A 15,251-nucleotide genomic window follows, 5' to 3' on the forward strand; every position below is an offset into this window, starting at 1 on the left:
GGCACCGGCTCCGCACGCCTTCGGACGCATCCATGGCGGCGGCGTGGTCAGGCGGGATAGATCCCCCCCAGCACGCGCGGACCGGCGGCGCCGGTCACCGAGGGCAGGTTGCCGGGGCGCCCGAGCAGGGTCTGTCGGGCGAGCCAGGCGAAGCCCATCGCTTCCATCTGGTCGGGGTCGACCCCGAACCGCGCGCTGCTGTCGACCGGTAGCCCGGTCGCGTCCGCCAGCGCCGCCATGAGCACCGGGTTGCGCACGCCGCCGCCGCAGGCGATCACCCGCCCGGCGTCGGGCTGCGCCGCGCGCAGGGCATCGGCGACCGTCCGCGCCGTCAGCGCCAGCAGGGTGGCCTGCACGTCGGCGACCGTTTCGGTCCCCGCGAGCCGTGTGTCGAGCCAGTCGAGGTGGAACTGGTCGCGGCCGGTCGATTTCGGCGGAGGCTCGGCGAACCACGGGTCGGCCAGCAGCCGCTGGAGCAGGGACGCGTCCACCAGTCCTTGCGCGGCGAGCGCGCCGCCGTCGTCGTAGGCCGCGCCGGTGTGGCGTCGACACCAGGCGTCCATCAGGCCGTTGGCGGGGCCGGTATCCAGGCCACGGACCGGGCCGTCCGGCGGCAGCAGGGTCAGGTTCGCGATGCCGCCCAGATTGAGCACGGCGCGGGTTTCGGCCGGATCGGCCAGAAGGGCGGCGTGCAGTGCCGGCAACAGCGGTGCGCCATGGCCGCCTGCGGCGACATCGCGTCGGCGAAAATCCGCGACGGTGACGATGCCGGTACGCTCGGCCAGCGTGGACGGATCGCCGAGCTGGAGCGTGTACGGCGCGGTGCCGTTCGGGCGATGGCGCAGGGTCTGGCCGTGCGATCCGATCGCGGTGATCGCGGCGGGTGCCAGGCCGGCGTCGGCCAGCGCAGCGATCGCCGCGTCGGCGAACGCGCGCGCGATCCGCACGTCGAGCTCGCCGATCTCGTCGAGAGTGACGGCCTGGGCCTGCTGGCCGAGCGCCACGAGCCTCGCTCGCAGGGTGTCGTCCCAGCGGTAATCGCCTCCGAAGCGGAGGCGCGGCGGCCGCGCGTCGGCGAACTCGACGATGGCGACGTCGATCGCGTCGGCGCTGGTGCCGGAGATCAGGCCCATGAACAACGCCGGCGCGTCCGGATCGAGCCGCGCAAGGACGGAGGCGGTCATGGCGACGGTGCGCGGCGGGCAGTGGTCATGCGGACACCGGAGACGATGCGCACGCCGAGAATGTAGAGGACGGCCGGCGCGGGAAGAATGGCCCGGGCGGTCCCGTTCCCCGTACTCGGTCGACCGGTCGCGCTTCGGATGCCGGCGGTCGAGCCCGCCGGCGCTGCGGTCATCAGCCGGCGCGGCCGTTGCCGCGGGTGGCGGACGCGACGCTGCGGTCGCGGTCGCCGACTTCGCCCTGGGCGTAGCGGACATCGGCCTCGGCCTGCTGGATGCGGGCCAGTGCCGGTGCCACGTGGGCCTGGAACGCGGCCAGCTCGGCGCCCTTGAGCGGTTCCGGCGGCGGCATGGTCTGGGTCAGCGGATTGCGGTGCGCGCCGTTGACGCGGAATTCGTAATGCAGGTGCGGCCCGGTCGCCAGACCGGTGGCGCCGATGTAGCCGATCACCCGGCCCTGCGGTACGCGCTGGCCCTGACGGATGTCGCCGAACCGGGACATGTGCGCGTACAGCGTGGTGTAGCCGCGGCCGTGGTCGAGGATGACGGTGTTGCCGTAGCCGCGCTGCCAGCCCTTGAACTGCACGCGCGCATCGCCCGCGGCCATGATCGGGGTGCCTGTGCGCGCGGCGTAATCCACGCCCTTGTGCATGCGCATGGTGCCCAGCACCGGGTGGCGGCGGTTGCCGAAGTTCGAGCTCAGGCGCGAGAACTCGACCGGCGTGCGCAGGAAGCTCTTCTTCAACGGACGACCGTCGGCGGTGAAGTACTCGGCCGCCTTGCCGTCGCGCTCGAAGCGGAAGCCGGAGTAGGTCTTGCCGCCCGTTGTGAAGGTGGCGGCCAGCACCTCGCCGGTGCCGATGCGCTCGCCCTCGCGCCACAGCTCCTCGACGACCACGCTGTAGCGGTCGCCGGGCTGGATCTCGCGGGAGAAGTCGATGTCGTACTGGAAGATGCTGTCGGTCATCGTGTGGATGACCTTGGGCGACAGCCCGGCCTGACTGGCCGAGCCGTACAGCGAATTGGTGATCTCGCCGGTGATGACGCGGGTCTGGCGGTCGACCGGGCGCTCGATCACCCGGGTGCTGATCTCGTCGCCGGCCAGCGACAGTTGGACGCGCTCGGTGGCGCCACGGTCGAAGCGGAAACCGCGCAGGGCGCCGTCGTCGTCGATGTCGAAGCCGAGCTCGGCACCCGGACGCAGGCGCGAGAGCATGTCGCGTACCGCATCGGTGGCGATCACTCGATGCAGGGTGGCGCTCGACAGGCCCTGGGCCTCGAAGATCGCGCCGAGCGTCTCGCCGGGCTGGACCGCTACGGTGTACCAGGTGCGCTGGGCCGCGGCCGCCAGCGGCTTGGCCTGCGCCGGTGGCAGCGCCAGTGACATCGTGGTCAGGGCGGGGTGGGCGTCGTCGCCGGTCTGCAGCGCGTTGGAGAAGCCCGGGACCAGGGCGACGACCAGGGCGCCCAGGCTGGCGAGAATGCTGGCCTGGGCCCAGTGACGCCGCGTCCAGCGGCCGCCGCTGCGGTCGCCGTCGAGAAGATTGGGAAGCTGTTGCGAGAGCTGGGTCGCGCGAAGCGCCACGGCGCGCAGGTTGGCGAGGCGGATGAGTCGGTTGCGTTCCGGGTCGAACGCGGGGTCTGGAGACGTCATCGGCAAGTCCGTGGCTGGCGTGAATACTGCGTCAGCGGGGTAACATAAAGACGTGAAGTCGATGCGTCAAATGCTTGAGCCAACAGGATTTTCGGGCAAATACGGGCATTAACATGCATTTAACTTCAATTTCGAGCCATCCTCACATTCAGTTCCACCGTTGTCGCCATTGAACCCGAGAACCGCCGTGTCCGACGCTCCTTCCCCAGCCCTCTCCCCTGACCAGCAGGCCGCATTCGATCTCATCGCCCGCGGCGCCGACGAGCTGCTCAAGCGCGACGAACTGGTCGCGCGCCTGCAGTCGGGCCGACCGCTGCGGATCAAGGCGGGTTTCGACCCGACCGCGCCCGATCTGCACCTTGGGCACACGGTGCTGCTCAACAAGTTGCGTCAGTTCCAGGACCTCGGTCATCAGGTGATCTTTCTGATCGGCGACTTCACCGGCATGATCGGCGACCCGTCGGGCAAGAGCGCGACCCGCAAGCCCCTCACCCGCGACGACGTGCTGGCCAATGCCCGCACGTACGAAGAGCAGGTGTTCAAGGTGCTCGACCGCGAGCGCACCGAGGTCCGTTTCAATTCGGAATGGTTCGGCGAAATGGGCGCTGCGGACATGATCCGCCTGGCCGCGCAGCACACCGTGGCGCGCATGCTCGAACGCGACGATTTCGCCAAGCGTTACGGCGGCCAGCAGCCGATCGCGATCCACGAGTTCCTGTATCCGCTGGTGCAGGGCTACGATTCGGTCGCGCTGGAAGCCGATGTCGAACTCGGCGGTACCGACCAGAAATTCAACCTGCTGATGGGCCGCGGCCTGCAGGAGCATTACGGCCAGAAGCCCCAGATCGTGTTGACGATGCCGTTGCTGGTCGGCCTGGACGGCGTCAACAAGATGTCGAAGTCGCTGGGCAACTACATCGGGGTCACCGAGCCGGCGATCGACATCGTCAACAAGGCGATGAAGATCGGCGACGCATTGATGTGGGATTGGATCGAGTTGCTCAGCGTCGACATCGGTATCGAAGAAGCCCGCGCGCTGCGCGCCGAGGTCGAGGGCGGCACGCTCAATCCCCGCGACGTGAAACTGCGCCTTGCGCGCGAGCTCGCGACGCGTTTCCACGATGCCGCCGCCGCCGAGACCGCGATCGCCGGCTGGCATGCGGCGGTGACCGGCCAGGGCGACACCTCGTTGCTGCCACTGCAGGACGTGCAGGTGCCCGTCGAAGGGCTGCGCATCGCCGCGTTGTTGACCGCCGCCGGTGTCACGCCCAGCAATTCCGAGGCCAACCGCAAGCTCAAGGAGCGCGCGGTGAAGGTGGACGGTGCGGTGGTGGAGGACGCCGGTCTGACCCTGACGCCCGGTTTCGAGGGTGTGTTGCAGGTGGGCAAGCGCAACTTCGCGCGGGTGCGGTTGGTAAGGTGAGCGACCTGACGGGGCCGCGCTGTGGAGCGGGTCCCCGTCGTTTGGAGGTCGGTGTCGGCACTTCGAGGCGGGGCGGGGTGCCGTACGCGGAAACGGACCCATGCGTCAGGCGCTAAGCGCGCGCCGATGCGCTCGCCAATGGTCGGCCGTCCACTTCCATCACGCGAAGAAAAAGCGGCGCCCTCGGGCGCCGCTCTCGTGTGTCGCCATACGCGGCTGCTTACTGCGCCAGCATCGCGTCGCGCTCGGCCTTGAAGGGATTGCCTTCGTACCAGTTCGGCCACAGCTGCGGGTCGTCGGCCAGGGCGCGGCCGACGCCGTACAGCGCTTCGAGGTCCTGCACCACGCCGTCGAAGTTCCAGTTTTCGTCGAACTCGTCGCCGGGCTGGTGGTAGACCGCGGCGTAGGCCTGGGTGGCGCGCTCGCCGGCGGCGGGGCCGCCATCGACGAGGTCGTTGCCGCCCTTGGCGTACAGCGCCGGCACGCCGGCCTTGGCGAAGTTGAAGTGGTCGGAGCGGAAGTAGAAACCGCCGGCCGGGTTGCCTTCCTCCACCAGCACGCGGTCCTGCGCGTCGGCCTGGGTCTTGAGCAGGTCCTCCAGCTCCGAGTTGCCCATGCCGGTGACCACGAAATCGCGCGCCGGACCGGCCACGCTCATCGCGTCGAGGTTGATCGCGCCGACGATCTTGGCCAGCGGGAAGGTCGGGTGGGCGACGTAGTACTGCGATCCCAGCAGGCCCGATTCCTCCAGCGTCACCGCCAGGAACACCAGCGAGCGCTGCGGTGCCGGCTCGGTGGTGGCGAAACGCTCGGCGATCTCGATGATGCCGGCGATGCCGGTGGCATTGTCGACCGCGCCGTTGTAGATCAGGTCCTCGCCGTCCGGGCCTTCATGCTTGCCCAGATGATCCCAGTGACCCATGTAGACGACCGCCTCGTCGGCGGCATCGCCGCTGCCGGGCAGCACGCCGATCACATTGCGTGACTCGCCCTCGGTGATCGTGCTGGTGAGGTCGAACGACACCTTGGCGTCCAGCGGGACCGCGCGGAAGCCGCGGCGGTTGGCGGCGGCGATCTGTTCGTCGAGATCGAGGCCCGCGGCCTGGAACAGGTCGCGGGCGACCTCGCCCGAGATCCAGCCCTGTGCCGGAAGCCGCGGCGCCGGATCGTCCTCGGCGCGCAGGTCGAACTGGGCGCCCGACCAGGAGTTGCGCACCACGTCCCAGCCGTACGACGCACCGGGTGTGTCGTGCACGATCAGCGCGGCGGTCGCGCCCTTGCGCGCGGCTTCCTCGAACTTGTAGGTCCAGCGGCCGTAGTAGGTCATGCGCTCGCCGCCGAACAGCTCGGCATCCTGCGCGTGGAAGCCCGGATCGTTGACCAGGATGACGACGGTCTTGCCCTCGACATCGAGGCCGTCGTAGTCGTTCCAGTCCTGCTCCGGGGCATCCACGCCGTAGCCCACGAACACCAGTTCGCTGTCGGCGACGTTCACCGTCGCCTCGCCGGTGCGCGTGCCGATCACCATGTCGTCGCCGAAGGCGAGCTCGCGGGCACCGTCGGGACCATCGATGCGCAGCACCGTGGACGGCGCGGCGGTGGTTTCGACCATCGGCACGGTCTGGTACCAGCTGCCGTCCTCGCCACCGGGCTGCAGGCCGATGCGCTCGTACTGGGCACGGATGTATTCCACCGTACGTTCGCCGCCCGGAGAGCCCGGAGCGCGCCCTTCGAAGGCGTCCGACGCCAGGGTGCGGGTCAGCTCGGCGAAGTCGTCGGCGGTGATCTCCGGCGAGAACGCGTGGTCGCTTCCGGCTGCGGCATCGGCGGTGGCGTCGGGCGCCTGCGCACCGGTTCCGGGGGCGTCGCTGCCGCAGCCGGCCAGGGCCAGCGCGGCGGCCAGGCCGCCGATGAGAAGGGGTTTGTGCATACGGGATCTCCGTGACAAGAACCCCCGATTCTAGGTCAGGCGCGGATCCGGCGAGTATCCGGCACGCCGGCTGCCGCCGCGGCACGTCCTGTCGGGTCGCCGTTCGCGGCGGCGGGCGAGGCAACACCGCGAGGCCTGCCGCCGCTGCGCAGGCGACAGGTTGGGTCCGGGTCTCGCTGGGGCCGGGCAGCGCCTCGCCCCAGGGGCGTGCCGCGTCCGTCCCTGCCGGCGGACCGGCGTCGGCCCGCTCCAGTTCGCTCCGTCGGGGTGTGCGTTTGCCGCACGGCCGGGTGCCGGTTCACGCCGGACGTGAGGTGCCGCGATGGTGCCGGCCGCCTCCGCCCGGTCAGTCGCGCGGCGCGCGGTCGCCGCTGTAGCGCTGGGCCTCGGCACCGGTCACCCGGCCGATGCGTGCGCTCTCGTGCACGTACAGGCTGACTTCGCGCTCGAATACCAGGTCGCCGTCGATCGTCGCGCTGGGGCCGATGACGATGCGCGGCCGGCGCTTGTTGATGCTCACGGGGAACCAGTTCGACGACGGCTTGCGCACGCTGAGGTCGCCGCGCACGTGCGAGTTCGCGCCGACGGTGATGTCGCCGCTGACGGTCTCCACGTCGCCGGCGATGGTGGTGCCGACCAGGCCGATGCCGCCGTTGACCGTGGTCAGGCCCGCCCCCACCCGGCTGCCGCGATCCAGGTAGACGCTGCCGCTCACCGTCTCGACGGCGCGCTCGACCTGGGTGTTGCGACCGCCGCGGATCGCGCCGTTGACCGTCGACAGGCTGCGCGCGGCGACATCGTCGCCCAGGGTGATGCCGCCGTTGACCGTTTCCAGCGCGCCGGCGGTGACCCGGCTGCCGAGGTTGATGCCGCCGTTGACGGTCTCGACGTCGCCCGCCTGCGCGCCGTCGGCGATCCGGATCGTGCCGTTGACCGTCTCGACATCGCCCACATGACGTCCGGCCTCGACCGAGATGCTTCCGTTGACCTTGCTGATGTTGTCCTGGGCCAGCGCCACCTGCGCCGACAGGGCGAAGGCCAGGGCCAGGACTAGGCGGGTACGGTTGCTCGACATGGGAATCTCCGCGAATCGTGACGGGATGGTGCGGCTGGGTGCCAGCTTGGCCATTAGGATGCGCGCGCTTCGCTACAATCGCACCTGTCCGAAGTCACAGGGCCCAACGTCGTGTCCCACGTCCCGCATCGTCCGAAACCCGTGGTCCTGCTGATCCTCGATGGCTGGGGCTACCGCGAGGATCCCCGCGACAACGCCATCGCGCTCGCCGACGTGCCGAACTGGCGCCGTCTCTGGGAGGCAGGCCCGCGCACCCTGGTCCATACCGAAGGCCGCTTCGTCGGCCTGCCGGACGGGCAGATGGGCAACTCCGAGGTCGGCCACATGAACATCGGCGCCGGCCGGGTGGTCTACCAGGAGCTGACCCGGATCGACGCGGCGATCGAAGACGGCAGCTTTTTCGACAACGCCGGACTCAATGCCGCCTGCGACGCCGCACTGGCATCGGGCGGCACCCTGCACCTGCTGGGCCTGCTGTCGCCCGGTGGCGTGCACAGTCACGAGCGGCATCTGTTCGCGATGCTGGCGCTCACCGCACGCCGCGGCGTACCGCGGGTGGCCGTGCACGCCTTCCTCGACGGGCGCGACATGCCGCCGCGCTCGGCGGGCCCGAGTCTCGAGCGCCTGCAGGCCGAATGCGACCGGTACGGAAACGCGCGCGTGTACAGCGTCGGCGGCCGTTACTTCGCGATGGATCGCGACAAGCGCTGGGAGCGCGTGCGTCGTGCCTGGGATGCGGTGGTGGACGCGGAGGGCGAACGTGCGTCCGATGCGCAGGCCGCGCTGGCCGCTGCCTACGCGCGCGACGAGAACGACGAGTTCGTGCAGCCGACCGTGCTCGACGGCGCCGCCCCGATCGCCGATGGCGACGCGGTGGTGTTCATGAACTTCCGAGCCGACCGCGCGCGCCAGCTGAGCGCGGCGTTCGTGCGGCCGGCGTTCGACGGATTCCAGGCGCGGCGCCCCGCGCTGTCGCGCTTCGTCTGCCTGACCGAGTACGACGCCACCCTGCCGGCAGCGGTGGCGTTCGCCCCGGACAACCTGCCCAACACTCTCGGCGAAGTGCTGGCCGCACACGGCTTGCGCCAGTTGCGCATCGCCGAGACCGAGAAATACGCTCACGTGACCTTCTTCATGAGCGGCGGCCGCGAACTGCCGTTCGACGGCGAGGAGCGCATCCTGGTGCCCAGCCCGAAGGTCGCCACCTACGACCTGCAGCCGGAGATGAGCGCGCCGGAAGTCACCCGCAAGCTGGTCGAGGCGATCGAATCGGACCGGTTCGACGCGATCATCTGCAACTACGCCAACCCCGACATGGTCGGCCATACCGGCGACCTGCAGGCCGCGATCAAGGCGGTGGAGACGGTGGATCGCGCCGTCGGCGCGGTGGTCGAGGCGGTGGTCGCGCGCGGTGGCGAGCTGCTGGTGACCGCCGACCACGGCAACGTCGAAATGATGCGCGATCCCGAGACCGGGCAGCCGCATACCTCGCATACCGTGGGGCCGGTGGGCCTGGTCTACGTCGGAGCGCCGGGTGTCGAGCTGCGCAGCGACGGCGCGCTGCGCGACCTGGCCCCGACCCTGCTCGACATGCTGCGAATCGCACCGCCGGCCGACATGACCGGCACCTCGTTGCTGCTGCGCGGCTGATGCGCCTCGCTGCCCGCTGCGCCTGTGCATTGGCGGTGCTGCTGTTGCTGGCCCTGCCGGCGGCGGGGCAGAACCAGCGCGAGACCGAGCGCAGGTTGCAGCAGGTCAAGCGCGAGCTCGATGCGGTCGCGAGCGATCGGCGCAGGATCGAGGGCGAACGGGGCGAGGCGACCCGCGACCTGCGCGCGGCCGACGAGCGGGTGGCGGCCGCGACCCGTGCGCTGCGTGCAACCGAAGCCGAGCTCGAGCGTGAACAGGCCGCCCTGGCCGAACTCGGTACGCGACGCGACGCCTTGCAGGCGCGGTTGGGCACCCAGCGCGAGGAGCTGGCCGCCCTGCTGCGCGCGGCCTATACCGTCGGCGATCACGCCGCGCTCAAGCTGCTGCTGGCGCAGGATCGGGTTGGCGATGCCGGCCGCCTGCTCGCGTACCACCGTTATCTGCAGCAGCGGCAAGGTGAGCGGATCGGCACGTTGACCGACGAACTGTCCGAACTCGATGCCGTCGAGCGGGAAATCGGCGAACGGACCGCGGCGCTCGAACAGGCGCGCGAGACCCAGCAGGCGCAGCGCGCCGAGCTGCAGGCCGACCGCGAAGCGCGTGCGGAGACCGTCGCCGGCCTCGAAGCGCGCTACGGCGACCGCCGCGAGCGCGAGCGCGCGCTGGGCCGCGATGCCCGCGGCCTCGAACAGGTGTTGTCGCAACTCCGCGAGGCGGCCCGCCGCGCGGAGGCCGAGCGCCAGCGCGCCGCCCGCGAGGCCGCCGCCCGCGAACGTGCGGGCACCCGACCCGACAGCCCGCCACGGCGTGCGCCGGCCCAGGTGGCGCGCGGCGCGCCGATGCAGGTCGGCGGACTGAGCTGGCCGGTTTCGGGCGCGTTGCTGGCCGGCTTCGGCGCGCGGATGCCCGACGGCCGTTCGAGTTCGGGCGTGCTGATCGGCGCGGCGGCCGGCACGCCGGTGAAGGCGGTGGCCGAGGGCACGGTGGTGTTCGCGGAATGGATGACCGGCTACGGCAACATCGTCATCGTCGACCACGGCAACAGTCACATGAGCCTGTACGCGCACAACGACGCGGTGCTCGCCAACGTCGGCGATCGCGTGCAGCGCGGCGATACCGTCGCCAGCGTCGGCAACTCCGGCGGCCAGGGGCAGTCGGCGCTGTACTTTGAGCTGCGCCGGGACGGAAAGCCGATCGATCCGTCGAACTGGCTGCAGAGGCGCTGAATGTCGGTCGCCCGGCCGGGCCGTCAGTGCATGGCCGTTGACCGGCGCCGTGCATAATCGAAACGGCCCGCCCCCGCGGGGCCCCTGTTCGCTGGAGAGTCGTCGTATGCGCGTGCGCCTGTTGTCGGTCCTGATCGCCGGTCTGCTGTCGGCACCCCTGCACGCGCAGGATGCGCTCGAACAGGCGCCACCCCAGGCACTTCCGACCCAGGACGTGCCGACCCAGGGCGTGCCGACCCAGGGCGTGCCGACTCAGGACGTGCCGGCCGAGGGTGTGCCGTCCGCGCCGGACGCGACCGATCCGCCGCCCGCCGAGCCGCCACCGGCCGTGGAAGCGCCCGCCGAAGCGCCGCCCGCGGACATGGACGAGCGCGAACGGATGCGCGCGGTGCCGGCCGTCGACGATCCCGATGCGGGAACCCGGCCGTCGCGACGCGTCCCGCTGGACGAGATCAAACGCTACGTATCGGTCTACAACGCGGTGCGCGAGGCGTACGTCGACCCGGTCGACGATGCCGAGCTGATGCAGGCCGCCATCCGCGGCCTGCTGCTCGACCTGGATCCGCACAGCGCCTATCTGCAGGACGAGGATGCCGAAGCCTTCGACGAGAGCACCACCGGCGCCTACAGCGGCATCGGCGTCGAGGTCCTGCAGATGCCCGAGGGCGCGTTGCGCGTCGTGGCTCCCATCGACGACACGCCGGCCGCCCGCGCCGGCCTGCGCTCGGGCGACCTCATCGTCGCCGTGGATGGCGCCCCGCTGACCCCGGCGAGCAACGAAGGGCCGGGCCCGCTGCGCGGCGAGCCGGGCACTTCGGTCGCGCTGACCGTGGTGCGCGAAGGCGAACAGGAGCCGCTGGAACTCACTGTCGAACGGCAGACGATCCGGGTGGTCAGCGTGCGCTCGCGCATGCTCGAGCCGGGGTACGGCTATATCCGGGTGAGCGCGTTCCAGGTCGAGACCGCGGCCGAGTTCCAGACCCAGCTCAAGGCGCTCCAGGCCGAGGCCGGCGGCCGGCTGCGAGGTCTGGTGCTGGACCTGCGCAGCAATCCGGGCGGCCTGCTGACCGGTGCGGTGCAGATCGCCGACGACCTGCTCGACCAGGGGCAGATCGTCAGCACCCGTGGTCGCCTGTCGATCAGCGATGCCGTGTTCAATGCCACCCCCGGCGACCTGCTCGAAGGTGCGCCGGTGGTGGTGATCGTCGATGCCGGTTCGGCCAGTGCCTCCGAAGTCCTCGCCGGCGCGCTGCGCGACAACGACCGCGCGCGCATCGTCGGCAGCCGCACCTTCGGCAAGGGCTCGGTGCAGACGGTGCTGCCGCTCGACAACGGCGACTCGGTCAAGCTGACCACCGCGCGTTACTACACGCCGAGCGGCCGCTCGATCCAGGCGCGTGGCATCGATCCCGATGTGGAGCTGCAGCCCGAGGATGCCCAGTCCCGGCGTAACGGCTACTCCGAGGCCGCGCTGCCCGGTCACCTGCGCGGCGACGAGGAAGGCATGGCGGGGGACGCGGCCGGCGCGGTGCTCGAAGGCGACGGGCCGATCGATGCGGCACTGGCCGAGCTGAAGCGGCCTGCCGGAGCTCCGGCGGCCACGGCCGGGTCTTCGACGACTCCGGCCCCGGCTGCGCCTGTCGGCCGAGATGTGTCGGCACCTGTCGAGGGCGCTGGCGACGCCGGCGACGACGAGAGCGGCTCGCCGATCGAGGTCGATGCGGTCGAAGACGCGACCGAATAGGGTCGGTCGCGGGGTCGGAGTCCGATCGAGCCGGATTCGATCGGGTCGCATCGGACGAACGGTCGCGTCCGTGCGCTGACGGACTGGGTCGGGTCGGATCCCGCGCCGGTGGTCGCGCGGCTGACACCGGAGTGTGAGACGACCGCGTTCGCAGTACCTGCGCGAGCGGGCTATTCCGTGGCGAGACTGCAATGCAGCGTCACGCCCTCGCGCAAGGCGGCGGTCAATCGGCCCTGGAACGCGCCGCAGTCGAGCAGCGCCCCGCCGTCGTCCGCGCCGTCGTCGCGCTCGGCCACCGAGACCCGCAGGTGGGGGCGGCCCTGCTCGATCAATGCCAGCCGGTCCGCGGCGATGTCGGGCGATCCGAAGCGCACCTCGCCCGCCTCGCGGAGCGGGCGGGTCTCCCGGTGCAGTTCCAGCCACGGCTGCTCGGTCCCGGGCACCTGCCGCTGTTGGGCGGCGACGGTCGGGTAGCCGAACCACTCGGCGACGACGTCCAGCGTCGGGCCCTCGCCCGCGACCACGCGCGCGGCGGCCTCGCTGAGCTGGAGCTCGACGGAGAATCCATCCGCGGCGGAGGCCGATCCCGATGTCCGCGCTGGCGCGTCGAGGCTCGTCGGCGTCGGCGTGCGTTCGCACGCGACCAGCGACAGTCCCAGCGCCGTGGCCGCCAGCAGGGTCAGGGCGCGGTCCGTCGCCATCGCGGGGTCAGCGCGGCTTGGCCGGCAACGGGAACGGTGTCACCACCCGTTCGCCGGACTCGGCATCGCGGATCGCGGACTGCCCCTTGCGCTCGACCTCCTCCACGCGCAGCACGCTCTGCATCGGCAGGGGCAGCACGCGGGGCTGAGCGAACTCGTCGCGCAGCCGTTCCTCGGTGGGATCCACCACCAGGCCGTCGTGCACGTCGAACACCAGGTCGGCCACTTCCACGAAGCCCCACAGCGATCCGCTGGCGACCTGGCGGGCATAGACCTCGTACACCTTGCCGAGGTTGAGGAAGCTGACCTTGTAGAGCGACTTGAACATGCCGCGATTATAGGCAAGGCGCCGCTCAGTAGCCGCGGCGCCGGCGCAGGCGTCGGGTGATGGCGCCGCGCGAGGCGATCGCGAACGCCACGCCGAACACGAATCCGCCCACATGCGCCGCCCACGCCACCGCACCGAAGGCCGGGCCGATGTAGGCGAACACCACCTGCAGCAGCGCCCAGATCCCGATCAGCAGCGACGCCGGCGCGCGCACGAACTCCAGGAACAGGCCCAACGGCACCACCACACCCAGGCGCGCGCGCGGGAACAGCGCCAGGTACGCGCCGATGATCGCCGACACCGCGCCGCTGGCCCCGATGATCAGACGGTCCGGCGCGCCGATGGCGAGCGCGGCGATGAAGTTGGCGAACGCGCCGCCGAACAGGAACAGCACCAGGAATCGCCAGGCGCCCATCGCCCGTTCCGCGGGCAGGCCGAAGATCAGCAGGAACACCAGGTTGCCGAGCAGGTGGGTCCAGTCGGCGTGCAGGAACAACGCGGTGAGCAGGCGCAGCCAGCGCTCGGATTCCGACCAGGTGCGCCACAGCTCCGGTGGAGCCAGGCCGCCGCTCAGCGCACCCCAGTCCATGACCAGATCGTGGCGCACCGCATCGGGTCGCATGCTCGCGATCACGTAAGCCAGCGCGAGCAGGCAGGCCAGCGACGGGGTCGCCCAGCGCAGCCCCGGGGCTGCGCGGGTGGGAACGGCAACGAACATGCGGCGGAACCGGGCACGAGAGCGGGCGGACGATGGTCACGATACCAGCCGGACAAATGCCGCAGTGCGTCGGGAATCCAGACCCGACGGTACGGTATAGTGCGCCCGCGCTGCAGTCGGGAGGGGCTTCCGATGGCACGGGACCGGGCCGGCACAAGGCTCGGCCGCAGCGGCGCGACCCCCAATTCAGCACATCGGAGCGCTCCAGATCATGTCCACCCAACCCCGCACCCTGACCTTGACGGCCCTGGCCCTCGGCGTCGCCGGCGCGCTGGCATTCGCCGGCACCGCATCGGCCGCCGGTTTCCAGCTCAAGGAAAACAGCGTCAAGTCGCAAGGCAGCTCGTTCGCCGGCACCGCCGCCAAGACCGGCGACAGCTCGGTCGTGACGAACAACCCGGCCGTGATGACCCAGTTCGAAGGGACCACGATGCAGGTCGACCTCACGGTCATCGACCTCAACTACGAATTTCGCGGCGAAGGCACCGACCCGCTCGGCCGTCCGCTGACCGGCAGCAACGGCGGCAACGCCGGCGACGTCACCCCGGTGCCGGCGCTCTCGGTCGTGCACAAGCTCGACAACGGTCTCGCCCTGGGCGCCATGATCAGCGCGCCGTTCGGCCTGAAGACCGAGTACGACGACGACTGGGTGGGCCGTTACCTCGCCCACACCTCCGACGTGCAGATCGTCGACCTGACCCTGTCGGCCGCGCTCGACGTCACCGACCGCTTCTCGGTCGGCGGTGGCCTGATCTTCTCGCGGGCCGACGTGAACCTGTCGCGTGCGATCGATTTCGGCGGCCTGCTGGCACAGCAGGGTGCGCCGGGCTTCCTGCCGCAGAGCGCCGACGGCTTCGCCGACGTGGAAGGCGACGACACCGGCTTCGGCTGGTTGGTCGGTGCGCACCTGCGTCCGACCGACAACTTCTCGATCGGCGTGAGCTACCGCTCCGAGATCGACTACGAACTGACCGGTTCCGCCGAGTGGACCACCCCCACCCAGGTGCGGGCGATCCTGGACGCGAACCCGATGACCCGGCCGCTGTTCAACGACGGCGGTGTCTACGCCGATCTCACCACGCCGTCGATCCTCAACGTCGGCGTGACCTGGCAGGCCACCGAGCGTCTGGCGCTGCTGGGCACCTACGCCCGGACCGGCTGGTCGTCGCTGCGCGAAGTGCGCATCCAGTTCGACAACCCCGATCCGGATTCGGTCGAGCCGTTCGAGTGGGACGACGTGTCCTACTATGCCCTGGGCGCCGAGTTCCTGCTCAACGACGCCTGGACCCTGCGTGGCGGCGTGGCGTACGACGAGACTCCGACCAGCATCGAACACCGCACGCCGCGCCTGCCCGATGCGAACCGCATGTTCTACTCGGTCGGTGCCACCTGGCGTGTGTCCGACCAGTTCGACATGAACTTCGCCTACACCCGCATCGAGCCCCGCAACCCGCGCGTGGACTACACCAGCGGTGGCAGCACCGTGGCCGGTCCCTACGACGGCGATGCCAACCTGTTCGGTGTCTCCGCGCAGTACCGCTTCTGATCGCACCGCGATCGTGAGCACGCGAAGCCCCGCTCCGGCGGGGCTTCGTCGTTTCAATGCCGGGGACCCCGCGCA

12 protein-coding genes are annotated in these 15,251 nt (G+C 70.6%); 5 read left to right on the forward strand and 7 right to left on the reverse strand.

All coding sequences use genetic code 11. The features are described from left to right. Positions 1-47 precede the first annotated feature (47 nt). The gene (locus RG19_RS16580; protein ID WP_058836238.1) at positions 48-1,184 is read right to left on the reverse strand and encodes an anhydro-N-acetylmuramic acid kinase; all 1,137 of its coding nucleotides are present in this window, start codon (positions 1,182-1,184) and stop codon (positions 48-50) included. A 172-nt stretch (positions 1,185-1,356) separates the two neighbouring features. Beyond that, on the reverse strand, positions 1,357-2,835 hold the full coding sequence (locus tag RG19_RS16585; protein WP_082672747.1) for a M23 family metallopeptidase: 1,479 nt from the start codon (positions 2,833-2,835) through the stop codon (positions 1,357-1,359). Between the two features lie 187 nt (positions 2,836-3,022). Between RG19_RS16585 and tyrS the strand changes: the two genes are divergently transcribed. After that, entirely contained in the window at positions 3,023-4,258 is a 1,236-nt protein-coding gene (gene tyrS, locus RG19_RS16590) for a tyrosine--tRNA ligase (RefSeq protein ID WP_058836239.1), read from the forward strand. 220 nt (positions 4,259-4,478) lie between these two features. Here the strand turns inward: tyrS and RG19_RS16595 are convergent, their stop codons facing one another. Then, on the reverse strand, positions 4,479-6,188 hold the full coding sequence (locus tag RG19_RS16595; RefSeq protein WP_058836240.1) for a M28 family metallopeptidase: 1,710 nt from the start codon (positions 6,186-6,188) through the stop codon (positions 4,479-4,481). A gap of 346 nt (positions 6,189-6,534) precedes the next feature. After that, complete coding sequence (locus RG19_RS16600; RefSeq protein WP_058836703.1) at positions 6,535-7,263, reverse strand: hypothetical protein; 729 nt, start codon at positions 7,261-7,263, stop codon at positions 6,535-6,537. A 111-nt stretch (positions 7,264-7,374) separates the two neighbouring features. Between RG19_RS16600 and gpmI the strand changes: the two genes are divergently transcribed. From gpmI to RG19_RS16615, 3 genes are all read left to right on the forward strand, one after another. After that, positions 7,375-8,913: a 2,3-bisphosphoglycerate-independent phosphoglycerate mutase gene (gpmI, locus tag RG19_RS16605; protein ID WP_058836241.1), complete on the forward strand. Its 1,539-nt coding sequence runs from the start codon at positions 7,375-7,377 to the stop codon at positions 8,911-8,913. After that, on the forward strand, positions 8,913-10,139 hold the full coding sequence (locus tag RG19_RS16610; protein WP_058836242.1) for a murein hydrolase activator EnvC family protein: 1,227 nt from the start codon (positions 8,913-8,915) through the stop codon (positions 10,137-10,139). The genes gpmI and RG19_RS16610 overlap by 1 nt, the downstream gene beginning before the upstream one ends. Positions 10,140-10,500: 361 nt before the next feature. Next, positions 10,501-11,883, forward strand: coding sequence for a S41 family peptidase (locus RG19_RS16615; protein WP_082672861.1), 1,383 nt, complete (start codon positions 10,501-10,503; stop codon positions 11,881-11,883). Positions 11,884-12,053: 170 nt separating this feature from the next. Here RG19_RS16615 and RG19_RS16620 read toward each other — a convergent pair whose 3' ends face one another. From RG19_RS16620 to RG19_RS16630, 3 genes are read right to left on the reverse strand one after another with little or no spacing between them, the layout of a single operon-like run. Beyond that, entirely contained in the window at positions 12,054-12,584 is a 531-nt protein-coding gene (locus tag RG19_RS16620; protein WP_058836243.1) for a hypothetical protein, read from the reverse strand. 7 nt (positions 12,585-12,591) lie between these two features. Continuing rightward, on the reverse strand, positions 12,592-12,912 hold the full coding sequence (locus RG19_RS16625; protein WP_058836244.1) for a DUF1820 family protein: 321 nt from the start codon (positions 12,910-12,912) through the stop codon (positions 12,592-12,594). Between the two features lie 25 nt (positions 12,913-12,937). Then, entirely contained in the window at positions 12,938-13,630 is a 693-nt protein-coding gene (locus tag RG19_RS16630; RefSeq protein WP_058836245.1) for a rhomboid family intramembrane serine protease, read from the reverse strand. Positions 13,631-13,841: 211 nt separating this feature from the next. On the opposite strand from RG19_RS16630, the gene RG19_RS16635 reads away from it, so the two are divergent. Further along, positions 13,842-15,176, forward strand: a complete 1,335-nt coding sequence (locus RG19_RS16635; RefSeq protein ID WP_058836246.1) for an OmpP1/FadL family transporter — start codon at positions 13,842-13,844, stop codon at positions 15,174-15,176. Positions 15,177-15,251: the final 75 nt, after the last annotated feature.

This window comes from Luteimonas abyssi (assembly GCF_001482195.1).
Classification (GTDB): domain Bacteria; phylum Pseudomonadota; class Gammaproteobacteria; order Xanthomonadales; family Xanthomonadaceae; genus Luteimonas; species Luteimonas abyssi.